Below are 24447 nucleotides of genomic sequence, written 5' to 3' on the forward strand. Positions count from 1 at the left end.
CCGGGGTAATCCGTGAAAAAGCTCTCCGCACGACGACGCCACCCGTTGGCGGCGGTCGTCGTCCTACTCCTCGCGCTGCTCTTCAGCGGGGGGCTGTACGCCGTGTTCGCACCCACGAGCAAGGCTGAGGCCGACGAAACCGCCCAGTCCCTCACCATCGAGGAGGGCAAGAAGCTCTACTCGGTCGGCTGCGCCAGTTGCCACGGCACCGGCGGTCAGGGCACCTCCGACGGGCCGAGCCTGGTAGGCGTGGGCGCCGCGGCCGTGGACTTCCAGGTGGGCACCGGCCGCATGCCGGCCGCCACCTCCCAGGGCCCGCAGGTCCCCAAGAAGAAGAACATCTACACCCAGGCCGAGATCGACCAGCTCGCGGCCTACATCGCCTCGCTGGGCGCCGGGCCCGCCATCCCGACCGAGGAGCAGTACGGCCCCCAGGGTGCCGACATCGCCAAGGGCGGTGAGCTGTTCCGCACCAACTGCGCGCAGTGCCACAACTTCACCGGCAAGGGCGGTGCGCTGACGCACGGCAAGTACGCACCGGACCTCGAGGGTGTCTCCCCGAAGCACATCTACGAGGCCATGGAGACCGGCCCGCAGAACATGCCGTCCTTCCCCGGGACCACGCTCTCGGAGGAGAACAAGAAGGACATCATCGCGTACCTGGACGCGGTCAACAGCAGCAAGTCCGAGAGCCCCGGCGGTCTCGAGCTCGGCGGCCTCGGGCCGGTCAGCGAGGGTCTGTTCGGCTGGATCTTCGGTCTCGGCGGGCTGATCGCCGTCGCCGTGTGGGTCGCCGCCCGGACCGCAAAGGCCAAGAAGTCATGAGTAGCCAAGACATTCCCGAAGAGAACCTGCCTGCCGAGCAGTCCGAGCAGACCGCAGGACATGACGAGCACGGGCACGGGGCGCTGAGCCCCGCGGACGAGCACCCGTTCGCCGACCCGGGCCTGCCCCCCCACGAGCACCGGATCCAGGACGTCGACGAGCGGGCCGCCAAGCGGTCCGAGCGCTCGGTCGCCCTGATGTTCACGGTGTCGATGCTGGCCACCATCGCCTTCATCGCCGCGTTCGTGGCGATCCCGGTCGACAAGTCGGTCTACATCTTCCCGCTGGGCCACATCAGCGCGCTGAACTTCGCGCTGGGCCTGACGCTCGGCATCGCGCTGTTCTGCATCGGCGCGGGCGCCGTCCACTGGGCCCGCACCCTGATGTCGGACGTGGAGATCGCCGACGAGCGGCACCCGATCGAGGCTGAGCCCGAGGTCCGCGAGAAGGTCTTCGCGGACTTCAAGCAGGGCGCCAAGGAGTCCGCGCTCGGCCGCCGCAAGCTGATCCGCAACACCATGTTCGGCGCGCTCACGCTGGTGCCGCTCTCCGGTGTCGTCCTGCTGCGCGACCTCGGCCCGCTGCCCGAGGACAAGCTGCGTCACACGCTGTGGTCCAAGGGCAAGCTGCTCGTCAACATGAACACGAACGAGCCGCTGCGTCCGTCGGACGTCGCGGTCGGTTCGCTGACCTTCGCCAAGCCCGAGGGCCTGGAGGAGCACGACCACGAGTTCCAGAACGAGATCGCCAAGGCCGCCCTGATGATCGTCCGGATCCAGCCGGAGAACATCAAGGACAAGCGCGAGCTCGAGTGGTCGCACGAGGGCATCGTCGCGTACTCGAAGATCTGCACCCACGTCGGTTGCCCGATCTCCCTGTACGAGCAGCAGACGCACCACGTGCTCTGCCCCTGCCACCAGTCCACCTTCGACCTCTCCGACGGTGCCCGAGTGATCTTCGGCCCCGCTGGTCACGCCCTGCCGCAGCTCCGCATCGGCGTGAACGACGAGGGCTACCTCGAGGCGCTCGGCGACTTCGAAGAGCCCGTCGGCCCTGCTTTCTGGGAGCGCGGATGAGCACTGCACAAGAACGCCGCAAGGCACCCGCCGGAGAGCGGGTCGCCGACTGGGCCGACGGCCGCCTCGGGATCTACTCCCTGGCCAAGGCCAACATGCGCAAGATCTTCCCGGACCACTGGTCCTTCATGCTGGGTGAGATCTGCCTCTACAGCTTCATCATCATCATCCTGACGGGTGTGTACCTGACGCTTTTCTTCCACCCGTCGATGAACGAGGTGGAGTACCACGGCAGTTACGTCCCGCTCCAGGGGCAGCTGATGTCGGAGGCGTTCGCCTCCACCCTGGACATCAGCTTCGACGTGCGCGGCGGTCTGCTCATCCGGCAGATCCACCACTGGGCGGCGATCATCTTCCTCGCCGGCATGTTCGTGCACATGATGCGCGTGTTCTTCACCGGCGCGTTCCGCAAGCCGCGTGAGATCAACTGGCTGTTCGGCTTCCTGCTGTTCGTCCTGGGCATGTTCACCGGTTTCACCGGGTACTCGCTCCCGGACGACCTGCTCTCCGGCACCGGTGTCCGCTTCACCCAGGGCGCGATCCTGTCCGTGCCGATCGTCGGCACGTACATCTCGATGTTCCTGTTCGGCGGGGAGTTCCCGGGGACCGACTTCGTCGCCCGGTTCTACTCGATCCACATCCTGCTGCTGCCGGGCATCATGCTCGGGCTCGTGGTCGGCCACCTGATCCTGGTCTTCTACCACAAGCACACGCAGTTCGCGGGTCCCGGACGCACCAACAAGAACGTCGTCGGCATGCCGCTGCTGCCGGTCTACGCCGCCAAGGCCGGAGGCTTCTTCTTCCTGGTCTTCGGCTTCATCGCGGCCATCGCCGGCATCGCGACCGTCAACCCGATCTGGGTCCTGGGTCCCTACCGTCCCGACCAGGTGTCGACGGGTGCGCAGCCCGACTGGTACATGGGCTTCGCCGAGGGTCTGATCCGGGCGATGCCGGGCTGGGAGATCGACTTCTGGGGTCACACGCTCGTCCTGGGCGTGTTCATCCCGCTGGTCCTCTTCGGCCTGTTCCTCGGGATCATCGCCCTCTACCCGTTCATCGAGTCGTGGGTCACCGGGGACAAGCGCGAGCACCACATCCTGGACCGGCCGCGCAACGCCCCGACGCGTACCGGCTTCGGTGTCGCGTGGATCACCGGCTACATGATCATGCTGATCGGCGGTGGCAACGACATCGTGGCCACCCACTTCCACCTGTCGATCAACGCGGTCACCTGGTTCGTCCGGATCGGGTTCTTCGTCGGACCGGTCATCGCGTTCATCATCACCAAGCGCATCTGCCTCGGCCTCCAGCGCCGGGACAAGGAGAAGGTGCTGCACGGCCGCGAGTCGGGCATCATCAAGCGCCTGCCGCACGGTGAGTTCATCGAGGTGCACGAGCCGCTCAGCCAGGAGCAGATGTACACGCTCACGGCGCACGAGCAGTACCAGCCGGTCGAGATCGGCCCGACGGTCGACGAGAACGGTGTCGAGCGCAAGGTGAAGGGCTCCGAGAAGCTGCGCGCCAAGCTCAGCGAGTCCTACTACGGCGAGGGAGCCCAGATCCCGAAGCCGACCGCCGAGGAGTACCGGGAGATCACGAGCGGCCACGGCCACCACTGATCACTGCTTCGCCACGCCACAGAAGGGCCCCGTCCGGTGTTCGGACGGGGCCCTTCGCGGTGCCCCGGGGCTGGATAGGGTGGACCCCGTTGAGACTCTCGTCCCGTAGTGCGGGACGCCTGACCCTGGAGCGGCTTATGAGCGCTGTGATCCCGGCTGGAGGCGACACCGCGGCGGGCCGCTCCTGGCCCCTGCTGCTGAACGGTCTGCTGGACCGCCGGGACCTGACCGCCGACGACACCGCGTGGGCGATGGACCTGATCATGCGGGGCGAGGCGACGGACGCGCAGATCGCCGGGTTCGTGGTGGCGCTGCGGGCCAAGGGCGAGACCATCGAGGAGATCGCCGGATTCGTCCGGGCGATGTACGAGCACGCCAACGTGATCGAGGTGCCGGGTCCGGCCGTCGACATCGTCGGCACGGGCGGCGACGGGGCGAAGACCGTCAACATCTCCACGATGTCGGCGATCGTCATCGCCGGCACGGGCGCGAAGGTCGTCAAGCACGGCAACCGCGCGGCGTCCTCGGCGTCCGGGGCGTCGGACGTGCTGGAGAAGCTCGGCGTCAATCTGGAGCTGCCGACGCACCGGGTGGCCCAGGTCGCCGAGGACGCCGGGATCACCTTCTGCTTCGCGGCGAAGTTCCACCCGGCGATGCGCCACGCGGGCGCGGCCCGCGGCCAGTTGGGCATCCGGACGATCTTCAACGTCCTCGGTCCGCTGACCAACCCCGCGAAGGTACGCGCCCAGGCCGTCGGTGTCGCGGATCCGCGCATGGCACCGATCGTCGCGGGCGTCTTCGCCGAGCGCGGCCACTCGTCCCTGGTCTTCCGGGGTGACGACGGCCTCGACGAACTGACCACCACCGCCACGTCCCGGGTGTGGGTCGTCCGCGACGGCAAGGTGACCGAGGAGGCCTTCGACCCGCGCGACGTGGGCCTCGAACTCGTCCCCGTGGAGGCGCTGCGCGGCGCGGACGCCTCCTACAACGCGGAGGTCGCCCGCCGTCTGCTGGACGGCGAGACGGGCCCGGTGCGGGACGCGGTCCTGCTGAACTCGGCGGCTGCCCTGGTGGCCCTCGATCCCGGCCAGGGACCGCTGGCCGAGCAGATCCGTACCGGCATGGCCAAGGCGGCGGAATCGATCGACTCCGGGGCCGCCAAGCGGACCCTGGAGCGGTGGGTGGCGGCGAGCAACGCGTAGCGCCGGGTGTCCCGCAATCCGGACGCGGGTTGCGGGACCTCGATCATTCTCGTAGGTTCCTTCTCAGGTCATGAGTGACAGTCATGAGGCCCCGGCCGACTGTCCGGCAACCCTCCGTCCGTGGCGGGGTGCCCCGGGTGAAGACCAGGCCGCAGGCAGCGAGGTCTGTGGCAAGCGCGTGACGAGGAGTCTCTCGTGAACCAGCGAATGCGATAGGGCCGCAGAGCCCCGCCTCCGCACCCCTCTTTCCTTCACCCCCGCTTGAGCCACGTCCTCGCGGGCGGATTTCACCTGACTTCACGGGAGTTCCGTCATGTCCGTCTCCACCCTTGCCGCCGCCCCGTCCGTCTGTGCCCCGCTGCCCGTCCTGGGCCGGGACGTCACCGTTCCGCTCGTCACCGGTGGCGAGGTCACCTACGCCGCGCTCGACTACGCCGCCAGCGCCCCGGCGCTCCAGCGAGTCTGGGACGACGTCGCCGCCTACGCGCCGTACTACGGCAGCGTCCACCGCGGTGCCGGGTACCTGTCCCAGCTGTCGACCGACCTGTTCGAGAACGCCCGCCGTACGGTCGCGGAGTTCCTCGGCTGCCGGGACGGCGACCAGGTGGTCTTCACCCGGTCCACCACCGACTCCCTCAACCTCCTCGCCGCCGCGCTCCCGGCCGGCTGCCAGGTCTTCGTCTTCGAGACCGAGCATCACGCCGCCCTGCTGCCCTGGCGCGACGCCCGCGTCACGTACCTCGACGCCCCGCGCAGCCCCCGCCAGGCCGTCGAGACCTTGGAGCGCGCCCTCGCCGGGAGGACTGTGTCCATTGAAGGGGGCCACGGCCCGGCCCTCGTCTGCGTCACCGGCGCCTCCAACGTCACCGGCGAGCTGTGGCCCGTACGGGAGCTCGCGGCGGCCGCGCACGCCCATGGCGCCCGGATCGTGCTCGACGCCGCCCAACTGGCCCCGCACCACCCCGTGTCCGTCGAGGACCTCGACGTCGACTGGGTCGCCTTCTCCGGGCACAAGCTGTACGCGCCCTTCGGCTCCGGCGTGCTGGCCGGGCGGGCCGACTGGCTGCGCGAGGCCGAGCCTTACCTCGCGGGCGGCGGCGCCAGCCGCAAGGTCACCCGGCGCACCGACGGGGGAGTGGACGTGGAGTGGCACGAAAGCGCCGCCCGTCACGAGGCCGGCTCGCCCAACGTCATCGGCGCCTACGCCGTCGCCTCCGCCTGCAAGGCGCTGACGGAGGCCGGCTTCGACACGCTCGTCGCCCGCGAGCAGTACCTGGTCGCCCAGGTGCGCGAGGGGCTCGCCGACGTCCCCCAGGTGCGGTTCCTGTCCCTCTTCGGGGACGACGCCCCGCGCGTCGGTGTGCTCTCCTTCGTCGTCGAGGGCTGGAACAGCTCGCACTTCGCCGCCGCGCTCTCCGCCGAGTACGGCATCGGCGTCCGGGACGGGCTCTTCTGCGCCCACCCGCTGGTGCGCACGCTGCTCGGCAGCGACCCGCAGACGCAGGGCGAGTGCGGCGCACCGGAGGCGGCTCCCGGCGAGAAGTCCCTCAACGCCATCCGCGTGAGCTTCGGCGCGGGGACGCCGGACGAGCACGTGGAGCGGTTCGTTCGGGCCGTGAAGGAGCTCGTGACGGACGGGGCGCGGTGGAACTACCGCACGGAGGACGGGCGTTGCGTGCCGGACACCTCCGCCTGAACGGTCTCGGGGACCAGGGGCAGCCGGGTGCCGAGGACGATCATCCGCAGGGCGCGTTCCGTGGCGTCGGTGAGCAGTTCGCTCGCGCGCAGCAGTGCCTCGGCCAGCTCCATCGGGGCGGGCAGGATGCCGTGGCAGGCGTCCACACCCGGCACCTCATGCGCGCCCTCGCCGAGCGTGCCCGCCAGGGCCAGGACCGGGCGGCCGTGGAGCTTGGCCCGGCGGGCCACCTCGGCGGGGACCTTGCCGCGCGGCGTCTGGTGGTCCAGGGCGCCCTCGGCGGTGATCACCAGGTCGGCGCCGGCCAGCCGGGCGTCCAGGTCGAGGTGGTCCAGCAGTACGTCGAAGCGGGGGAGGAGACGGGCGCCGAGGGCGGCGAGCCCGGCGCCCAGGCCGCCTGAGGCCCCGGTTCCGGGACCGTACCGGAGATTGCTGTCCGGGACGGCGACGTCACGGGTGAGGACGAAGGCCCAGTTCTCCAGTCCGGCCGACAGCTGCTCGACCTGCTCGGGCGTCGCGCCCTTCTGCGGGCCGAAGACCCGGGCCACGCCCCGCTCGCCGCACAGCACGTTGAACGGGTTGCAGGCGACGAGCAGCTCCACCTCCGCCAGGCGGGGGTCGAGGCCCCTCGGGTCGATGCGGTGCAGTCGCGTCAACTCCCGGCCCCCGAAGGGGAGTTCCTCGCCTCCCTCGTCCACTAGCCGGGCCCCGAGCGCCTGGAGGGCGCCCGCGCCGCCGTCGGAGGTGCCCGAGTCGCCGCAGCCGACGAGGATCCGCCGGACGCCCGAGTCGAGTGCGGCCCGGATCAGTTCGCCGACGCCGTAGGTGGTGATGGCGCCCGGGTCGCGCAGGTCGCGCGGGACCAGGGAGAGGCCCGCGACCGCCGCCATCTCCACCACCGCCGTGTCCCCTGAGCCCAGCAGGGCGAAGTGGGAGCCGACGGTCTCGCCGATCGGTCCGGTGGCGGGTACGGGGACGAGCCTGCCCCCGGTCGCCGCGGCCAGGGCGAGGGCCGTGCCCTCGCCGCCGTCCACCAGCGGGACGAGGTCCAGCTCGGCATCGGGCAGGACCCGGCGCACGCCGGCCGCGATGGCGTCGGCGGCGGCCTCCGCGGACAGGGACTCCTTGAAACCACTGGGGGCTACGACGACACGGTTCAGCATGAGGGCTCCTTAGCGGGTGACGGAGACGCCGAGCAGCGGCCAGACCGCGACGGCGAAGAGCAGGACGAGCGCGGCGGTCAGCGGGGCCAGGAAGGCGGACAGCCGCAGTAGATCGCGCGGGGTGTAGGTGGGGGTGCCGGGAAGCTGCGCGAACAGCGTGACCGGCTTGGCGGAGGCGGGCAGGGTGTGGCAGAAGCCGGCCGCGGCGGTGGAGGCGAGCGCGGCGGCGACCGGGTTGACGCCGACGCCGACGGAGGCGGCCACGACGAGCGGGACCAGGACGGAGGAGCGGGCGGAGCGGGACTGGAGGACCAGGTGGGCGGCCGTGCTGATGACGATCACTATCGCCAGGAACACCATCGGGGGCTCGTTCGTCGGCAGGCCGGAGACCAGCCACTTCGCCGCTCCCGAGTCGGCGAGCGCGACGCCCATCGCCATCGTCGCCGCCATGAACAACAGCAGCGACCAGGGGACGGTCTTCAGCGCGTCCTTCAGGCGTACGGTGCCGAGTGCGGGCGAGGCGGCCACCACCGCGCCGATCAGTGCCACGATCGCGGGCGGCAGGTGGTGCAGCGGCTCGCTGCACCACAGCAGCACGACCGTGGCGAGCAGGAGGGCGCAACGCTTCTCGGCCTGCGTCCATGGGCCGGTGACCGCCTGTTCGCTGTGCTCCTGGATCTGCTGGGCGGTGATGTGGACGGGCCCGCGCCGGTCCTCGCGCCGCGTCATCGTCAGCAGCACCAGCTCGGCGGCCAGGTGGGACGACACCACGGCCAGCGGAAGGCCCAGCAGCAGCCACTCCGTGAAGCCGATGTGCTGCCCGGTCGCTTCGAACAGGACTGACACGGTGATCAGATGCGCGCCGGCACCGATCAGAGTCGCTACTGCCGACAGAAGGATCACGGTCGGAAACAGCAGCGCCAGCATCACGACCAGTCGCTTGCGGTCGGCCAGGACCTTGGCGAGGGCCAGGAACACCGGCAGCGCCAGCGCGGCCCGGCCGGAGGTGGCCGGCACCGCGAAGGCCGTGACGACCAGGGCCGCCGTCGTCAGGTGCACGAGCTGGCGCACGGTGCGGGCTCCGCTGACGAGGAAGACCGCCGCACGGCCCGCGAGCCCGGTCCGCGACACCGCCGCCGCCAGGACGAACGCGCAGATCAGCAGCCACACGGTGTCGTCGCCGAGAGTGCCGAACAGGGTGTTGTTGCTGATCACGCCGGTCACCGTCAGCGCCAGTGCGGCGCCCAGCGCGATGTACGTGTCGTCTATCGACGTTCCGATCCACGCACAGGTCGCCAGGACGAACACGGCGAGGGTGAAGCGGGCGTCACCGCCGAGTCCCGGGAAGTTCCCCGGGACGGCCAGCAGGGCGCACAGCGACAGTGCCACGCACAGGGCAGTGAGAGCTCGTAGGTTCCATGTCACGTCATCGAGGGTTCATCCGGGCCGTGAGCCGTCGATGAGCCGAACATGAAAGGAACTTCACCCGGTGGGAAGCCGGTACCCCATCCCGCGCACGGTCTCCACCCGCTCCGCGCCGAGCTTCTTGCGCAGTGTGCGGACATAGACGTCCACGATGTTGGAACCGGGGTCGAAGTCGTAGCCCCACACGTGGGAGAGGATCTGCTCGCGGGACAGCACCTGCCCGGGATGCCGCAGGAACAGCTCCAGCAGGACGAACTCACGGGCCGTCAGGTCGACGGTCCGCTCCCCGGACCTGGCGCGCCGGGTGCGCAGGTCCAGGCTCAGCGAACCGGCTCTGAGCACGGTCACCTCCGGCGCCCGGGCCGCCGTACGCAGCCTGAGGCGGACCCGGGCGAGCAGTTCCTCGAAGCGGAACGGCTTGGTCATCCAGTCGTCGGCGCCGCCCTCGAGGCCGGCCACCGCGTCCCGTACGGAGTCGCGTGCGGTCAGCACGATCACCGGGGTGGTCACCCGTGCCTCGCGCAGTTCGCGCAGGATCGTGAAGCCGTCGCGGCCGGGCAGGTTGATGTCCAGGACGACGAGGTCGAAGCCGCCGGTCAGGGCGTACTCGTAGCCGGCGTCGCCGTCGGTGACGACGGTCGTGGTGAATCCGTTCGAGCGCAGGCCCTTCTCGACGAAGGAGGCGATGCGCTCCTCGTCCTCGACGATGAGGATGCGGTTCACGTGTGATCGCCTTCCGGTGCCTGTGACGCGTGCAGAACGAGGGTGAAGGTGGCGCCGCCGCCGGGGGTGTCGGACAGCCGGACGTGGCCGTGGTGCCCTTCGGCGATGGCCTTGACGATGGCCAGCCCGAGTCCGGCGCCGGAGCCGCGTGCGCCTCGCCGGGCGGTGCCTCGCCGGAAGCGTTCGAAGATGACCTCGGCGTCCTGCGGCTGGACACCGGTGCCCGAGTCGGCGACGTACAGCTCGATGTGCGGGCCGGCCGTCCGGGAGCCGATGCGGACGGTCTGGCCGGGCGTGGTGTGCTGCACGGCGTTCTGCGCGAGTTGCACCATGGCCTGGGTGATCCGCTGGAAGTCCAGTTCGGCCTCCACGTCGGCGACCTCGGCCAGCCGCCAGTCGCGCTCGCCCAGGGTGCGGGCCTTGACGAAGACGTCGGCGGTGAGTTCGGCCACCTGAGCCGGCTCGGGGACGACGAAGTCGGGACGTTCGGTCTTGGCCAGGACCAGCAAGTCCTCGACGATGCGGCTCATCCGGTCGAGTTCGTCGGTGACCAGCCGGACCGTCTCCTCGCGTTCGGCCGGGTCGTCGCCCATGACCTCCAGGTGACCCCGCACGATGGTGATCGGGGTGCGCAGCTCGTGGCCCGCGTCGTCGACGAACTCGCGCTGCGCGGCGAAGGCCCGGTCCAGACGGTCGAGCATGCCGTTGAAGGTCTCCGCGAGAGCCGCTATGTCGTCGTTGCCGTGCACCGGGATCCTGCGGGTGAGGTCCTGCTCGGTGATCTCCGCAGCCGCGGTGCGCACCAGCCGCACCGGCCTGAGGATGCGTCCGGCGACCACCCAGGCGATGCCGGTGGTGAGCAGCAGGGCGACGCCGGAGATGATCAGCAGGGTGCGGAACACCTTGTTCACCCGCTGCCGCTCGGGCTCCGGATGGATGGCCACGACGAACGCGGCGTCCGGCTCCGCACCCGCCCGTGCCACCGTGACCTTGGCCCACCGGATCTCGCCCTGCGGCCGCTGGATGGTGCCGGAGGACTCCGGCGAGTCGAAGATGCGGCGTCTGGCGTCGGCGTCCTGGTGGAGGGGCAGCCCCGCGCTGATGGCGCCCTGCTGCCGGATCTGGCTCAGGTCACCGTCCGGCCCGCGGACCAGACCGATCAGTTCCTCGGCGGCGTCGGGGTTCTGCTGCTGGAGGAAGACCGTCAGCAGGCGGGGCGCGGTGGTGAACGGACGGTTCGTCTCGGGGTCCCTGCCCCGCTCCTCGAAGCCGGCGAACTCGTCGGCCTCCTGGGTGAGCAGACGGTTGATCCGGCTGTCGACGTCCCGCATCAGGAACGAGCGGGTGGTCGTGGTCACCTCGATCAGCGCCACCGCCATGACGAGCAGCAACCACAGCAGGATGCGGACCCGGGCGGTGATCCGCCGGCGGGCCGGGTCAGTTGGCGTCGTCGCGTCCGTCGTCGGGCCCGTCGTCTCCGGCGCCCTGACCGTGGTCGTCGTCATCGTCATCCATCGTGGGGCTGTCGGTCACCGGCTGCCGCGGCACGACCTCGTCGTCCGGGGAGGGATCGGGTGTGGGCTTGGTGGTGGGTGTCGGGGTGGGTGTGGGCGTGGGCGTGGGCGTGGGTGAGTCGCTGTCCAGCACCACCTTCGAGGGGACCTTCGGAGACTCCGGGCGGTCCGAGAGCGCGAAACTGGTCGCGGCGATGCCCAGCGGGATCAGAACGACGGCGGACAGGGCCGCCATACGACGAGTGAAAGCCATGTGCCCGATCATCGACCGGGAACACGGTGAGAAGGATGAGGGCCGGATGAAGAACTCTTCATCCGGGAGCTCTTCATCCGGGAGCGGTCCTCAGTTGTCCAGGCCGATCGAGAACGCCGCCTCCAGGTCGTGCTGCGAGTACGTACGGAACGCCACGTGCGTGTCCGTGCCCTCCACCCCGGGGATCTTGCTGATCCGGCCGGGGATGACCTCCGCCAGGTCCTCGTGCTCCTTCACCCGGACCATCGCGATGAGGTCGTAGGTGCCGGTGACGGAGAAGACCTCGCTGACGTTGTCCAGCGCGGCGATCGACTCCGCGATCTCGGGGATCCGGTCCACGCTGGTCTTGATGAGGACGATCGCGGTGATCACGGCTGGTTCTCTCCCTCGGGGGCCGGAGCAGGGGCCTTCACTCTAGTAGGGCTGGTCGGGCGGCCGTAGCGGACCGAGGCGTAGCCGAAGCCGAGGCCGAAACCGACCAGGTGGGCGAGGTAGGCGACGCCCGGGCCGTCGGAGGCCCGTCCCGCCGCCAGCCACTGGAGCGCCGCCCAGAACGGCAGCACGATCCAGGCCGGGAAGCGCACCGGCAGGAAGAAGAGGAACGGCAGGAGACTGGTCACCCTGGCCCGCGGGAACAGGTAGAGAAACGCACCGAGGACCGCCGAGATCGCCCCCGAGGCACCGACCAGGGACTGCTCGGAGTCCGCGTTGACGGCGGCGTAGCCCAGCAGGGCCAGATAGCCGCAGCCGACGTAGAACAGGGTGAACTGCACCCGGCCCATCCGTTCCTCGGTCATCGCTCCGAAGACGTAGAGGAAGAGCATGTTGCCGAGCAGGTGCACCCAGCTGCCGTGGACGAAGAGGGCCGTCGCGGGGGTGAGAGCCGATCCGGCGGACCCCTCGAACAGTTCTGCGGGGATCACGCCCCAGCGCCGGAAGTAGGCCCGCTGCGCGGCGAGCAGGTCGTCGCCCGTGCCGTACGCCGGATTCAGGCCCGAACCGGGTCCGGCCAGGAAGACCGCGCAGCACAGGGCGATCAGTGAGTACGTCACCGGCGCCGACGACCCCCGGACCGATCTGCCGGCCCGGACGATCGACGCACTCCACTTGCGGATCATGAACACAGAGCATGACGTAACCGGACGCAACCGCACAGACCGCCTCGCCGCCGTGGACGCGTGGGCGGCGAGGACCCGCCAGGCCGTAGGGTTACGAGCCACACGCACCGGGGATGCCGGTGGCGTCACGGACACTAGAAGGAAAGAGAACAGGCCACGATGACGGTTCCCCTGCCGACCGCCTCGACGCGGTGGCGCTGCGCCCTCTGCGGCAATCTCACGAGGTTCGACGTGACCCGCTCGTCGAAGGTCGTCGAGTACGTCCACCTCGACCTGGCCGGAGAGCCGAAGGTCGAGGAGCGCGAGGTGCTCAGTGAGACCATCGAGTCGGTGCGCTGCCGCTGGTGCAACGCGGTGGACCAGGTGGAACTCGTGGACAGGCCGGGTGCCGGCTCCTGACGATGGGGGTCCCCCGCTCGAGCGAAGTCGAGAGTGGGGGGCCCTGCGAGAATTGGGGTGTGTGACGGATGGTGGAGACCACGGGCGGGGGGCCGGGCGACGGCGCCGCCGAGGTGCTCGACCGTCCGCTGCCCGACGGCGTGCGCCGCAGGGTCGTCCAGATCGTCTCCGACGGCTTCGGTTCGCTGACCGTCGGCGAGCTGCCCGCGCAGCTCAGGCAGTACGCCCGGTTCGCCCCGAACCGCCGGGCCAAGTTCGCCGGCAACGCCATGGCCGCGGCGCTGGAGACCGACCCGCTGTTCCGGCAGCGCATCGGGGAGAAGCTCAGAGAGGCCCAGCCGGAACTGACCGGCGCCCTCGACTCAGGCTCCCCGCCCCCGGCCGCGGATCCGCTCGACGTGGCGGCCGCGGCCTACGTACTGCGGCCCCTCGGCTGGGTGAAGCTCGTGACCGCCGCCGGCGAGGAGGCCCAGCGGGCCGACGCCGAGCGGGCCGACGAGGAGAACCGGGCCGAGCTGGAGCGGCTGCGCGCCGAGCTGGCCCGGGCCCGTGACCACACCAAGGCCGAGACCGAGCGGTTGCGCACGGAGCTGGAATCGGCCAAGAAGGAAGCCGAGTCGCTGCACCGCAAGCTCCGCGCCGCCGTCAGCGACGTCAAGCGCGGCGAGGCCGCCCTGCGCAAGGCGCACGGCGAGATCGAGGCCGTCCGTGCCGAGGGGCAGGCCCAGGTGTCCGCCGCCGAGAGCGAGACCCGGCGGCTCAAGGCCCGGCTGGGCGAGACCGAGGCCGCCCTGGAGGCGGCGCGCCGGGCGGGGCGCGAGGGCCGCAGCGTCGAGGACATGCGGGTACGGCTGCTGCTGGACACCCTGCTGGACGCCACCCAGGGGCTCCGGCGCGAGCTGGCCCTGCCGCCGGTGTCGGTGCGGCCCGCCGAGACCGTGGACGCCGTCGAGCCGGGCCGGATGAGCCCCAAGGACATCGCCGCCCGCGCCCTGTCCGAGAACGACCCGCAGGTCCTGGACCAGTTGCTGGCGCTGCCGCAGGCCCATCTGGTCGTCGACGGCTACAACGTCACCAAGACCGGCTATCCGCAGATGCCGCTGGAGAAGCAGCGCCTGAGGCTGCTGGGGCAGCTCTCGCAACTGGCGGCACAGAGCGGCGCCGAGGTGACGTGCGTCTTCGACGGGGCCGAACTGGCCGCTCCCGTACTGCTCGCGCCGCCGCGCGGGGTGCGGGTGCTGTTCTCGAAGCCGGGCGTCACCGCCGACGAGCTGATCCGCCAGCTGGTGCGCGCCGAACCGCCCGGCCGGCCCGTCATCGTGGCCTCCACCGACCGCGAGGTCGCCGACGGTGTGGCCCGCGCGGGCGCCCGTCCCGTGGCCTCGGCGATGCTGCTGAAGCGCCTTTCGCGGGGCTAACGGCCGCTCCAGGGTCTAAGGGGTGTACGCGCCATGTGTAACTTCCGGGCGTGATGCCCGAATTGGCGCGACCTTCACGCGACGTACGGTCAAGTTCACCGCACAGCCTGTGAGTCCTGTGTAAAGAATGACCGCTGGGGTGGAAATTTTCATCTGAGGATTTGAACTGATCACAGGAAGGTCACTAGGGTCAGGCCCCGAACCTCCGCTCGGGTGATCGCTCACTGGGAGCGACGGCGGAGGGGCCGAAGAAGGAGCTTGTCACCCGTGGCGTCCCACCGTCGTCCCAAGCAGCCGAGCCGCGCACGTGTGACCGTGTTGACCACAGCCGCCGCCGCTGCCGTCGCCTTCAGCTCGCAGGCCGCCAGCGCGGCCCCCAGTGAGAAGCCGAGCAAGGACGAGGTCAAGGCCAAGGTCGACAAGCTCTACGAAGAGGCTGAGCACGCCACCGAGAAGTACAACGGGGCCAAGGAGAAGCAGGAGAAGCTCCAGAAGGAGATCTCCACCATCCAGGACAACGTCGCCCGCGGCCAGGAGGAGCTCAACGAGCTGCGCGACAGCCTGGGTCTCGCGGCCGCGTCGCAGTACCGGACCGGCTCCATCGACCCCTCCGTGCAGCTCTTCCTCTCCGCGGACCCGGACGACTACCTCGACAAGGCGTCCACGCTCGACCAGTTGAGCAGCCAGCAGGTCGAGGCGCTGAAGAAGGTCCAGGACAAGCAGCGCGAACTCGCCCAGGAGCGCGCCGAGGCCTCCGAGAAGCTCAAGGACCTCGCCTCCACCCGCACCGAACTCGGCAAGAAGAAGAAGGAAGTCCAGAGCAAGCTCGCCTCCGCGCAGAAGCTGCTCAACACCCTCACCGCCGCCGAGAAGGCACAGATGAAGGCCGAGGAGGACCGCGCCAGCCGCGACAGCGCACGCGACGCCCTCACCGCCGACGTCCCGCCCGGCTCGGGCCGGGCCGCCGCCGCCTTCGCCTTCGCCCAGAGCCAGCTCGGCAAGCCCTACGTCTACGGCGCCACCGGCATGAGCTCCTACGACTGCTCCGGGCTCACCTCCCGGGCCTACGCCGCCGCCGGCGTGCAGATCCCGCGCACCTCCGAGGCGCAGACCGGAGCCGGCACCAAGATCTACTCGGTCAGCCAGCTCAAGGTCGGCGACCTGGTCTTCTTCTTCAACGACCTGCACCACGTCGGCCTCTACGCCGGCAACGGGCAGATCATCCACGCCCCGCGCACCGGCACGGTCGTCCGCTATGAGTCGATGGACACCATCGGCGGCCCGTTCATGTTCGGCGTCCGCGTCTGATCCCAGCCCCTTGGAGTCCCCGGCGTCTTCAAGATCAGGACACCGTGTCCGCCGTTCGGGCGAATCGCGCCGACTTCGACTGAGCCCACGCCCCGCCGGTGACCTGCGTCAGTGGCGGGGCGTCGTGCCGCATACCCACGGATGGTCGTTGGCGGCTCCGCGTCGCGGGGCTACTGTCTGCCGCGTTTCCTAGTCCGTCAGCGGAAGGAGAGCGGCTTCCCGTGGGGTCCCATCGCCGCCTTGCACCGTCCGGGTTCGACCGGGGCGCCAGTGTCGCGGTCACCTTCCTTTCCGTCGCGGCCGCCGCCCTGGGCGCGGTAACGGCCGCGGCCGCACCGTACGACGACACCCAGGCCAAGGTGGACCGCCTCTACGAGCAGGCCGAGAAGGCGACCGAGGCCTACAACGAGGCCGACGAGCGCGCCGGCGAACTGCGCGACGAGGTCCGCACCGCCCGGGACCGGATCGCCCGGCAGCAGCAGCGCATCAACTCCATGCGGGAGTCGTTCGGTTCGCTCGCCGGCGCCCAGTACCGGTCGGGCGGCATCGACCCGTCCCTCGCCCTGCTGTTCTCCGACGACCCGGACGGCTACCTCGACAAGGCGTCCCGGCTGGACCGTGTCACGGCCCACCAGGCCGGCGAGCTGAAGGAGCTCCAGGAGGCCATGCGCGAACTCGCCCAGGACCGCGAGGAGACCGCCGGCAAGCTCCGCGAGCTGGAGAAGAGCCGCAAGGCCGTCGCCGCCCACAAGAAGACCGTCGAACGGAAGCTCGCCACCGCCCGGCGGCTGCTCAACTCCCTTCCGGACACCGAGCGCGGCGCCTACGACCGGGCCTCCCGCTCCGGCCGCGACGGCATGCCCGACCTCGGCGGCGCCACCGCCGCCTCGGGACGCGGAGCGGCCGCCGTCGCCGCCGCCCGCAGCGCGCTCGGCAAGCCCTACATCTGGGGCGCCAACGGACCCTCCGGCTTCGACTGTTCGGGCCTGATGCAGTGGTCGTACGCGCAGGCCGGGGTCTCCCTGCCGCGCACCTCGCAGGCCCAGCGGTTCGCCGGCCGGCAGGTCCCGCTGTCCGAGGCGCGGCCCGGTGACCTGGTCGTGTACCGGGGTGACGCCAGCCATGTCGGGATGTACATGGGCAACGGCCAGGTCATCCACGCGCCCTACCCCGGCGCACCCGTGCGCTACGACCCGGTCGGGATGATGCCGGTCTCGTCGGTCACCAGGGTCTGACCGGCGCGGCCGGGCGCCCGTACGATCGGGAACGTGGCTGGTCGAAGGTCGGGGTCCCCGGTGGTGGCGCTCGTGCTGCTGCTCGTCTTCCTGACCGGGTGCGGGGGCAGGCCCGCCGTCGACAGCGCCACGGCCGACGTCCAGCGGCTCCTCGACCGGCGGGCCGCCGCGGTCCTCGACCACGACGAGCGGGCCTATGCGCGCACGGGCACGGCGGCGGATTTCGCCCGTCTGCGCGCGCTGCCCCTCGCCGACTGGGCGTACCGCGTGACCGGCCTGCGCCGCACCGGCGACACGGCCACCGCCGACGCCGAACTGCGCTACCGCGTCGCGGGGTACGACCGGGCGCCGGTGACCGCCGGCCGCACCCTGAGGCTCAGCCGTGACGCGGACGGGCGGTGGTCCGTCGACGCCGACCGGCCCGCGAGGAAGTCCGCCCAGCAGTTGTGGGACCAGGGGGCGGTACAGGTCGTCCGGGGCGAGCGCAGCCTCGTCCTCGGCGTCGGGCAGTCCGGCCGGTCGCTGCGCGGCTTCGCGGACCTGGCCGACCGTGCGGTGCCCGCCGTCTCTCAGGCGTGGGGCACGGACTGGGGCCGGCGCGTCGTCCTGCTCGTACCCAAGTCACTGGAGGGGATGGCCGGGCTGCTGGGCTCGCCCGCCTCCTCCTATCGCGGGATCGCGGCGGTCACCACCGGCGAGACGGGCGCACGGGCGCAGGCGCCGGCGGACCGCGTCATCGTCAACCCGGACGCGTTCGCGCTCCTGGGCACGTTCGGCGAGCAGGTCGTGGTCACCCACGAGACGACCCATGTCGCCACCCGCGCCCACACCACCCCCGCCACCCCGCTCTGGTTGTCCGAGGGCTATGCCGACTGGGTCGGCTATCGGGCCACCGGCCGCACGCCGCGCGAGGCCGCGCCCGAACTGGCCCGCGCGGTGACCCAGGGCCGGATCCCGTCCGCCCTCCCGGCCGACAAGGACTTCGGCTTCACCGGCGACGCGAGCCGTCTGGCCCGGGCCTACGAGAGCGGCTGGACGGCCTGTCGGCTGATCGCCGACCGCTGGGGCGAGGCCCGGCTGGGCGAGTTCTACCGGGCCGTCGGCGAGCACCGGAAGCGGGCCGGGGCGGTGGAGGAGGCGATGCGCGAGGTACTGGGGACGACGCCGGAGGCCTTCTCGGAGGAGTGGCGGGAGTATCTGCGGGTTCAGCTGGGCTGACCGGGCCGTGACCGGGACGGACAGCCACGCCCCCGGCCTCAACCCGGCTGCTCCAGCAGTGCGATGGCCTCCCGCAGCCAGCTGCGTTCCGCCTCGCCCGTCGCTCGGGCGACCCGCAGCATGCCCTGGCGGAACAGGTCGTCGGCCTCCTCGGCGCGGACCGGCTTGCCCGACTCGTAGAAGAAGCTCGACGGGGTCTCGAGGAAGTCCAGCCGGCGGCGTAGCACCGCGGCCTGCTCGTGCCGGTCGGGCAGGTGGCGCAGGAACGCCAGGACCGTGTTGAAGCGGACGTGGTCGGTGATCTCGGTCTGCTTCGGGTGGCGCAGCCGCTCCAGCAGTTCCTCGCGGCCCTTGCCGGTGAGGGCGAGGATCCGGCGCGGGGCCGCGCTCGCGCCCGGCTCGGTGCGCTGGTCGAGCAGGCCCGCCCCGACCAGGCGGGTGATCGCAGGGTAGAGCGCGCCGTCGCTCACCGGCCGGACATGGCCGGTCAGCGCCTTGATCCGCTCCTTGAGCTGATAGCCGTGCAGCGGCTCCCCGGCCAGGAAGCCCAGGATCGACAGCTCCAGCATGGTCCTCCTTGCGGGTGCGTGAGTCCTCATGCTACCTCTTAACGAGCTACCTCGAATCGAGTTAGCTCGTATCGAGGTTCTCAGGACCCAGGGGGACATCCGCCGTGAACGCCCACCGTGAGCAACTCCTCCAGCTCGCCCGCCCCGTCTACTTCTCGCTCCTGGCGTCCGTCGCCGCCGGGATCATCAACACCGTCTGGGTCGCCCGGCTGGGCGGACCGGCCGTGGCCGCCGTGGCCGTGGCGACCACCACGGAGAACGTGCTGCTCGGCGTCGCCCTGGTCTTCGGCTCCGGCACGACCGTGCTGGTCGCCCACGCCCGGGGCGCCCGCGACCCCGCCGCCGTACGGGCGGCCGTGCGCGGCGGCTGGGCGCTGTGGGCGCTGGTGACGCCCCTGGTCGTGGCGGGCGGTCTGCTCGGCCGCGAACCACTGGCCCGGCTGGTGCTGGGCGGGTCCGACGGCGCCGCCCTCCCGCTCACCGTCGCGTACTTAGCGCTTTCCATGCCCGGCATGGCCGTCTTCTTCGCCCAGCAACTCGTCGACGGCATCCTCAAGGGCACCGGCGACACCAGGACCCCGCTGCGACTCGCCCTGCTGTCCAACGGCCTGATCCTGGCCCTCGACCCGCTCTTCATCCACCTCTACGGCGTCCAGGGCGCCGCCGCCTCCACGGTGCTGTGCCGGTCCGTGGCACTCGGGGCCGGACTCGTCGCCGTCCGGCGCAACGCACTGCTGCGGAGCACCCGCGGCGCGGCGCCGGCCGAGTCCCTGGCCGCCTCCCTGCGCCGGACGCTGACCACCGGCCTGCCCATGTCCGCCGACTTCACCGTGCGCCAGACGGGCGCCCTGGTCCTGGTCGCCATCGTGGCGCGGCTCGGAGTGACGGCGGTGGCCGCGTACTCGATCGCCTACAAGGTCATGTACGTGGCGACCATGGCCTTCTACGCCGTCCGCCAGGCCGCGTCCATCCACACCGCGCACACGCGGGGCGAGGGGAGGGACGCGCGACGGGAGATCGGGCGGCAGGCCGTGCTGGTCTCCGGAGCCATCGGCCTCGCCGCGGCCGTACTGCTGGCCGTCACCGCCCCGTGGCTCATGGCCGCCTTCGGCGCCGGACCGGAGGTCGCGGGCGAGGGCGTGCTCTTCCTGCGCTGTGTCGGGCCCTACCTGCTGCTGATGGCCTGCCTCATCGCGCTCGGCGGGGTCTTCGAGGGCGGCGGGGACGCCCCGAGGCTGCTGCGCGTGACCGTGCTCGGGACGGCGGTCCAGCTGCCGCTCGCGTACGGCCTGACGGGGCTCGGGCTGCCCGGTGTCTGCCTCGCGCTGGCGGTGGCGACGGCGGTGCAGTGCGGGCTGGCGGGCATGCTGTTCCGGCGGGCTCCGGCTCAGGTGGTGGAGACCGGGGTCTCGTCGGAGCGGGTGGTGGGCTGAGCGGGCACGGCAGCGAGGGCCGTGCGCGGCACCGTCGCCCGCCACAGGGCGCGGGCCGCGAGGAGCGCGGCGGCCACCAGGAGGCCGTTGCGCAGGAACAGCAGGGTCAGCCCGAGGCCGTCGCTGGCCACCACGCTGGCGAAGTAGAGCGGGAACTCCAGCACCGTCACGAAGCACGCCACCAGGACGAGCCCGACCGGCAGCCGCATCCGGCTCCCGGGGAAGTACAGGCAGACCGCGGCCAGCCCGACCAGCCACACCATGTACTGCGGGCTGATCACCCGGCTGGTGGTGGTGAACATCAGCACCGCCACGAAGGCCGCGTCGGCGACCGTGTGCTCCTCGAAGTCCCGGGCCAGCAGCCGCCACAGCACCAGCCAGCCGAAGGCCGCCCCGGTCAGGAACAGCGCGCCCGTGCTCACCTCGCTCACGTACGGCCCGAGGAACTCGATCGAGCCGTAGTTCAGCCGCACCTCGCCCTCCCAGCCGAAGTGCCGGGCGACGTGGAAGACCAGCGCGCCGAGCGACTCCACCTCGGTGCCCCGGTCGCGCTGGGAGGTCAGGAAGGCGAACGCCCCCGGCATGACGAGGGTGAACACGCCCGTCACCGCGATGCCGGTCACCAGGGCCGACACCCAGGATGCGGGCCGGCGGGCGGCCAGGAGGAGCATCGCCGGCCAGACCTTCAGCAGCGCGCCGAACGCGGCCAGTGCCCCCATCACCCTGGGGTGCCGGGCGCCCGCGAGCAGCGCCGCCACGGCCACCGCCGTGACCATCACGTCGTAGCGCGCGTAGACCGTCGGCCCGAGCAGCGGCACGCCCGCCACCCACACCCAGGCGCCGCGCAGCGACCTGCCGGGGCGCCGGCCGGCGTACGCCAGCAGGGCCAGGACGGCCAGGTCGGTGACGCAGACCAGCACGAAGAACGCGGTCGCGTAGGGCAGGAAGGGCAGCAGGCCGGGGGAGAGGATCGCCAGGGCGGCGGCGGGCGGGTACTGCCAGGTGACGTCGTCCTGAGGGAACGTTCCGGTGCGCAGGACGTCGTACCAGCCCTGGTAGATCACGGAGACGTCGCTCGTCACGTCCGGGCCCGGGAAGACGTACACCTTCAGCACGAACAGCAGCAGCACCAGCCTCGTGAGACACCAGGCCACCAGCAACCATGCCAGGGACCGCCTCGCGCCCGTCGTCCTCACCTGATCCCTGCCCCGTCCGCCTGCCGTGTCGAGGAGCCCATGATGTCCCCGACAGCTGTGAGCGTGCCACACCTGCCTGCGCGTACGGCCGTGAGGGGCCGTTCGGTAGGGTCGGCGACGTGCGCAAGACCCTGATCGTGACCAACGACTTCCCGCCCCGGCCGGGCGGCATCCAGGCGTTCCTGCACAACATGGCGCTGCGGCTGGACCCGCAGCGGCTGGTCGTCTACGCGTCGACCTGGAAGCGGAGCCGGGAGGGCGTGGAGGCGACCGCCGCCTTCGACGCCGAGCAGCCCTTCACCGTCGTACGGGACCGTACGACCATGCTGCTGCCGACGCCGGGCGCCACCCGGCGGGCCGTCGGGCTGCTGCGGGAGCACGGGTGCACCTCGGTGTGGTTCGGGGCGGCGGCCCCCCTCGGCCTGATGGCGCCGGCGCTGCGCAGCGCGGGCGCCGAACGGCTGGTCGCCACCACGCACGGGCACGAGGCCGGCTGGGCACAACTGCCCGCCGCCCGGCAGCTGCTGCGCCGGATCGGCGACTCCACGGACACGATCACCTATCTCGGCGAGTACACGCGCTCCCGGATCGCCGGCGCGCTCAGCCCGCAGGCGGCCGCGCGGATGGCGCAGCTGCCGCCGGGCGTCGACGAGAAGACCTTCCACCCCGGCTCGGGCGGCGACGAGATCCGGTCGAGGCTCGGCCTGACGGACCGTCCGGTCGTGGTGTGCGTATCCCGGCTGGTGCGGCGCAAGGGCCAGGACACCCTGATCCGGGCCATGCCCCGGATCCTGGCGGCCGAGCCGGACGCCGTGCTGCTGATCGTCGGAGGCGGCCCCTACGACAAGGACCTCCGCAGGCTGGCCCACGACACGGGCGTCGCCGCCTCCGTCCGCTTCACGGGCCCGGTGCCCTGGTCCGAGCTGCCCGCCCACTACGGCGCCGGCGACGTCTTCGCCATGCCCTGCCGCACCCGCCGCGGCGGCCTCGACGTCGAGGGCCTCGGCATCGTCTACCTGGAAGCCTCCGCGACGGGCCTCCCGGTCGTCGCCGGCGACTCGGGCGGCGCCCCGGACGCGGTCCTGGACGGCGAGACGGGCTGGGTGGTCCGCGGCGGCTCGCCGGCGGAGGCAGCCGACCGCATCATCACCCTCCTCGGCGACGCCGAGCTGCGCCGCAGGATGGGCGAGCGCGGCAGGGAATGGGTCGAGGAGAAGTGGCGCTGGGACCTGCTCGCGGAGCACCTCAAAAGCTTGCTGTAGTGCGGCTGGCCTTCAGGGGCGCGGGGCTGTATCGATGTGCGGCTCCGCCGCGTGGGCGCGATCAACCACAACGCACCCGCACCCGCCCACGACGAATACGCGGCACCCCACTAGGCGGAACGAAATAATCCGCCGATGCTGCGCCCATGACATCAAACCTGATGCACCGTCAGCTGACAAGACGTCAGATCCTCGGCATGGCAGCCCTGCAAACCGCAGCCACCCTGGGATTCACCCGCATCGGCCTCGACTCCGCCCGAGCGGCGCAGCCGGACGCAGTCGACACCGCCCCCGCCATAGTCATCGGCTCCGGCTACGGCGGCGCCGTAGCCGCCCTCCGCCTCGCCCAGGCCGGCATCCGCACCCTCGTCCTGGAGATGGGCCGCCTCTGGAACACCCCCGGAGCGGACGGCAAGATCTTCTGCTCCACCCGCACCCCGGACCAGCGCTCCATGTGGTTCCGCACCCGCACCGAGGCACCCCTGGGCACCTTCCTCTGGCTGGACGTCGTCAACCGGGACATCGGCCGCTACCCGGGCGTCCTGGACCGCGTGCACTTCGCGCAGATGTCCGTGTACGTCGGCCGGGGCGTCGGCGGCGGCTCGCTCGTCAACGGCGGCATGGCGGTCACACCGCCCCGGGCCTACTTCGCCGAGCAGTTCCCCACCGTCGACGCCGACGAGATGTACGGCACGTACTTCCCGCGCGCACGCGCCGCCCTCGGCGTGAACACCGTCGACCCGGCCTGGTTCGAGTCGACGGAGTGGTACCGCTTCACCCGCGTCTCCCGGCAGCACGCGGAGAAGACCGGACTGCGCACCACCTTCGTGCCGAACGTCTACGACTTCGGCCACATGGCGCGCGAGGCGGCCGGCACCGCCCCGAAGTCGGCACTCGCCGGCGAGGTCATCTACGGCAACAACCACGGCAAGCGCAGCCTCGACAAGACCTATCTCGCCGCCGCGCTCGGCACCGGCCACGTCACGATCCACACCCTGGAGAAGGTCCGCGCGATCAGCCGGGCGCCGGACGGGACCTACGTCCTGACCGCCGACCGCATCGACTCCACCGGCCGGGTCGTCGAGACCAAGGAGTACGGCTGCACGTACCTCTTCCTCGGCGGCGGCAGTCTCGGCACCACCGAACTGCTGCTGCGCGCCCGGGAGACGGGCACCCTGCCCGATCTCGCCCCCGCTGTCGGCGCCGGCTGGGGCACCAACGGCAACGTGATGCTCGGCCGGGCCAACCACTTGTGGGACACCGTCGGCGCGAACCAGTCGACCATGCCGGTCATGGGCATCGACGACTGGGCCAACGCCGCCAACCCCGTGTTCGCCGAGATCGCCCCGCTGCCGACCGGGCTCGAGCACTGGGTGAGTCTCTATCTGGCGATCACCGGGAACCGGGAGCGGGCGTCCTTCACGTACGACACCGGCTCGGGCGGGGTACGGCTCGGCTGGACGGCCGCCCACAGCGCGGTCTCCGTCGCCATGGCCAAGAAGCTGTTCGACCGGATCAACGCGGCCAACTCGACGATCTACCGCTACGACCTGTTCGGATCGAGCAGCAAGGTCTTCGCCGACGACTTCACCTACCACCCGCTGGGCGGCTGCGTACTGGGCCGGGCGACGGACGACTACGGGCGCGTGAAGGGCTACCCCAGGATGTACGTCACCGACGGCTCGCTCGTGCCCGGGTCGATCGGGGTCAACCCCTTCGTGACCATCACGGCCCTCGCCGAACGCACGATGGCGCGGGTCCTCGCCGAGGACACCGCGCCATGACTCCGCTCGCG

General features: G+C 71.3%; 22 protein-coding genes and 1 riboswitch. Of the genes, 13 read left to right on the forward strand and 9 right to left on the reverse strand.

Going from position 1 to position 24447, the window contains the following annotated elements:
• Nucleotides 1-12: 12 nt before the first annotated feature.
• The 5 genes from qcrC (at nt 13) to QC385_RS16935 (ending at nt 6418) form a co-directional block, all read left to right on the forward strand.
• Nucleotides 13-825: a cytochrome bc1 complex diheme cytochrome c subunit gene (gene qcrC / locus QC385_RS16915; protein ID WP_279542161.1), complete on the forward strand. Its 813-nt coding sequence runs from the start codon at nt 13-15 to the stop codon at nt 823-825.
• The gene (qcrA, locus tag QC385_RS16920) at nt 822-1901 is read left to right on the forward strand and encodes a cytochrome bc1 complex Rieske iron-sulfur subunit (RefSeq protein ID WP_279542162.1); all 1080 of its coding nucleotides are present in this window, start codon (nt 822-824) and stop codon (nt 1899-1901) included. The genes qcrC and qcrA overlap by 4 nt, the downstream gene beginning before the upstream one ends.
• Nucleotides 1898-3520, forward strand: coding sequence for a cytochrome bc1 complex cytochrome b subunit (qcrB, locus tag QC385_RS16925; protein ID WP_279542163.1), 1623 nt, complete (start codon nt 1898-1900; stop codon nt 3518-3520). The genes qcrA and qcrB overlap by 4 nt, the downstream gene beginning before the upstream one ends.
• Before the next feature lie 137 nt (nt 3521-3657).
• Nucleotides 3658-4722: an anthranilate phosphoribosyltransferase gene (gene trpD / locus QC385_RS16930; protein WP_279542164.1), complete on the forward strand. Its 1065-nt coding sequence runs from the start codon at nt 3658-3660 to the stop codon at nt 4720-4722.
• A gap of 66 nt (nt 4723-4788) precedes the next feature.
• Nucleotides 4789-4905, forward strand: a riboswitch (SAM riboswitch).
• A gap of 130 nt (nt 4906-5035) precedes the next feature.
• Nucleotides 5036-6418, forward strand: coding sequence for an aminotransferase class V-fold PLP-dependent enzyme (locus QC385_RS16935; RefSeq protein ID WP_279542165.1), 1383 nt, complete (start codon nt 5036-5038; stop codon nt 6416-6418).
• Here QC385_RS16935 and QC385_RS16940 read toward each other — a convergent pair.
• The 7 genes from QC385_RS16940 to QC385_RS16970 form a co-directional block, all read right to left on the reverse strand.
• Nucleotides 6373-7581, reverse strand: coding sequence for a glycerate kinase family protein (locus QC385_RS16940; RefSeq protein ID WP_279542166.1), 1209 nt, complete (start codon nt 7579-7581; stop codon nt 6373-6375). The two genes, QC385_RS16935 and QC385_RS16940, sit on opposite strands and share 46 nt — an antisense overlap.
• A gap of 9 nt (nt 7582-7590) precedes the next feature.
• Nucleotides 7591-9006 carry an SLC13 family permease gene (locus QC385_RS16945; protein WP_279542167.1) on the reverse strand — a complete coding sequence of 472 codons (1416 nt, stop codon included), beginning with the start codon at nt 9004-9006 and terminating at the stop codon, nt 7591-7593.
• Nucleotides 9007-9063: 57 nt separating this feature from the next.
• The gene (locus QC385_RS16950) at nt 9064-9729 is read right to left on the reverse strand and encodes a response regulator transcription factor (protein ID WP_279542168.1); all 666 of its coding nucleotides are present in this window, start codon (nt 9727-9729) and stop codon (nt 9064-9066) included.
• Nucleotides 9726-11234 carry a sensor histidine kinase gene (locus QC385_RS16955; RefSeq protein WP_279542169.1) on the reverse strand — a complete coding sequence of 503 codons (1509 nt, stop codon included), beginning with the start codon at nt 11232-11234 and terminating at the stop codon, nt 9726-9728. The genes QC385_RS16950 and QC385_RS16955 overlap by 4 nt, the downstream gene beginning before the upstream one ends.
• Nucleotides 11167-11496 carry a small secreted hydrophilic protein gene (locus tag QC385_RS16960; protein WP_279542170.1) on the reverse strand — a complete coding sequence of 110 codons (330 nt, stop codon included), beginning with the start codon at nt 11494-11496 and terminating at the stop codon, nt 11167-11169. Before QC385_RS16960 ends, QC385_RS16955 begins: the two co-directional genes overlap by 68 nt.
• Before the next feature lie 90 nt (nt 11497-11586).
• Complete coding sequence (locus QC385_RS16965) at nt 11587-11868, reverse strand: Lrp/AsnC family transcriptional regulator (protein WP_274815696.1); 282 nt, start codon at nt 11866-11868, stop codon at nt 11587-11589.
• A complete protein-coding gene (locus QC385_RS16970) occupies nt 11865-12614 on the reverse strand; it encodes a rhomboid family intramembrane serine protease (protein WP_279542171.1) in 750 nt (249 codons plus the stop codon). The genes QC385_RS16965 and QC385_RS16970 overlap by 4 nt, the downstream gene beginning before the upstream one ends.
• A 159-nt stretch (nt 12615-12773) precedes the next feature.
• On the opposite strand from QC385_RS16970, the gene QC385_RS16975 reads away from it, so the two are divergent.
• The 5 genes from QC385_RS16975 to QC385_RS16995 all read left to right on the forward strand — a co-directional run bounded on the left by QC385_RS16975 (nt 12774) and on the right by QC385_RS16995 (nt 18192).
• Entirely contained in the window at nt 12774-13013 is a 240-nt protein-coding gene (locus QC385_RS16975) for a hypothetical protein (RefSeq protein WP_020272953.1), read from the forward strand.
• A gap of 68 nt (nt 13014-13081) precedes the next feature.
• Nucleotides 13082-14431 (forward strand): NYN domain-containing protein, encoded by a 1350-nt coding sequence (locus QC385_RS16980; RefSeq protein ID WP_279542172.1) that lies wholly within the window; start codon nt 13082-13084, stop codon nt 14429-14431.
• A gap of 267 nt (nt 14432-14698) precedes the next feature.
• Nucleotides 14699-15739 carry a C40 family peptidase gene (locus QC385_RS16985; protein WP_279542173.1) on the forward strand — a complete coding sequence of 347 codons (1041 nt, stop codon included), beginning with the start codon at nt 14699-14701 and terminating at the stop codon, nt 15737-15739.
• A gap of 221 nt (nt 15740-15960) precedes the next feature.
• Nucleotides 15961-16974, forward strand: coding sequence for a C40 family peptidase (locus tag QC385_RS16990; RefSeq protein ID WP_279542174.1), 1014 nt, complete (start codon nt 15961-15963; stop codon nt 16972-16974).
• A 33-nt stretch (nt 16975-17007) separates the two neighbouring features.
• Nucleotides 17008-18192 carry a hypothetical protein gene (locus QC385_RS16995; protein WP_279542175.1) on the forward strand — a complete coding sequence of 395 codons (1185 nt, stop codon included), beginning with the start codon at nt 17008-17010 and terminating at the stop codon, nt 18190-18192.
• A gap of 38 nt (nt 18193-18230) precedes the next feature.
• Here QC385_RS16995 and QC385_RS17000 read toward each other — a convergent pair whose 3' ends face one another.
• Nucleotides 18231-18761 carry a PadR family transcriptional regulator gene (locus tag QC385_RS17000; RefSeq protein WP_279542176.1) on the reverse strand — a complete coding sequence of 177 codons (531 nt, stop codon included), beginning with the start codon at nt 18759-18761 and terminating at the stop codon, nt 18231-18233.
• Nucleotides 18762-18865: 104 nt separating this feature from the next.
• Between QC385_RS17000 and QC385_RS17005 the strand changes: the two genes are divergently transcribed.
• Nucleotides 18866-20194 (forward strand): MATE family efflux transporter, encoded by a 1329-nt coding sequence (locus QC385_RS17005; protein WP_279542177.1) that lies wholly within the window; start codon nt 18866-18868, stop codon nt 20192-20194.
• Here the strand turns inward: QC385_RS17005 and QC385_RS17010 are convergent.
• Nucleotides 20149-21390 (reverse strand): glycosyltransferase family 87 protein, encoded by a 1242-nt coding sequence (locus QC385_RS17010; RefSeq protein WP_279542178.1) that lies wholly within the window; start codon nt 21388-21390, stop codon nt 20149-20151. The genes QC385_RS17005 and QC385_RS17010 overlap by 46 nt on opposite strands.
• A gap of 119 nt (nt 21391-21509) precedes the next feature.
• On the opposite strand from QC385_RS17010, the gene QC385_RS17015 reads away from it, so the two are divergent.
• A complete protein-coding gene (locus QC385_RS17015; protein ID WP_279542179.1) occupies nt 21510-22652 on the forward strand; it encodes a glycosyltransferase family 4 protein in 1143 nt (380 codons plus the stop codon).
• Nucleotides 22653-22849: 197 nt separating this feature from the next.
• The gene (locus tag QC385_RS17020) at nt 22850-24436 is read left to right on the forward strand and encodes a GMC oxidoreductase (RefSeq protein WP_279542180.1); all 1587 of its coding nucleotides are present in this window, start codon (nt 22850-22852) and stop codon (nt 24434-24436) included.
• The last annotated feature ends 11 nt before the right edge of the window (nt 24437-24447 follow it).

It is taken from the genome of Streptomyces sp. DH10 (assembly GCF_029813805.1).
GTDB classification, from domain to species: domain Bacteria; phylum Actinomycetota; class Actinomycetes; order Streptomycetales; family Streptomycetaceae; genus Streptomyces; species Streptomyces coeruleofuscus.

What these genes read in the sequence shown, in the direction of transcription:
- qcrA (WP_279542162.1), top strand. Translation starts at nt 822, where the DNA reads ATGAGTAGCCAAGACATTCCCGAAGAGAACCTGCCTGCCGAGCAGTCC.
- qcrB (WP_279542163.1), top strand. Translation starts at nt 1,898, where the DNA reads ATGAGCACTGCACAAGAACGCCGCAAGGCACCCGCCGGAGAGCGGGTC.
- trpD (WP_279542164.1), top strand. Translation starts at nt 3,658, where the DNA reads ATGAGCGCTGTGATCCCGGCTGGAGGCGACACCGCGGCGGGCCGCTCC.
- QC385_RS16935 (WP_279542165.1), top strand. Translation starts at nt 5,036, where the DNA reads ATGTCCGTCTCCACCCTTGCCGCCGCCCCGTCCGTCTGTGCCCCGCTG.
- QC385_RS16940 (WP_279542166.1), bottom strand. Translation starts at nt 7,581, where the DNA reads ATGCTGAACCGTGTCGTCGTAGCCCCCAGTGGTTTCAAGGAGTCCCTG.
- QC385_RS16955 (WP_279542169.1), bottom strand. Translation starts at nt 11,234, where the DNA reads ATGACGACGACCACGGTCAGGGCGCCGGAGACGACGGGCCCGACGACG.
- QC385_RS16960 (WP_279542170.1), bottom strand. Translation starts at nt 11,496, where the DNA reads ATGGCTTTCACTCGTCGTATGGCGGCCCTGTCCGCCGTCGTTCTGATC.
- QC385_RS16970 (WP_279542171.1), bottom strand. Translation starts at nt 12,614, where the DNA reads ATGATCCGCAAGTGGAGTGCGTCGATCGTCCGGGCCGGCAGATCGGTC.
- QC385_RS16975 (WP_020272953.1), top strand. Translation starts at nt 12,774, where the DNA reads ATGACGGTTCCCCTGCCGACCGCCTCGACGCGGTGGCGCTGCGCCCTC.
- QC385_RS16980 (WP_279542172.1), top strand. Translation starts at nt 13,082, where the DNA reads ATGGTGGAGACCACGGGCGGGGGGCCGGGCGACGGCGCCGCCGAGGTG.
- QC385_RS17000 (WP_279542176.1), bottom strand. Translation starts at nt 18,761, where the DNA reads ATGCTGGAGCTGTCGATCCTGGGCTTCCTGGCCGGGGAGCCGCTGCAC.
- QC385_RS17020 (WP_279542180.1), top strand. Translation starts at nt 22,850, where the DNA reads ATGGCAGCCCTGCAAACCGCAGCCACCCTGGGATTCACCCGCATCGGC.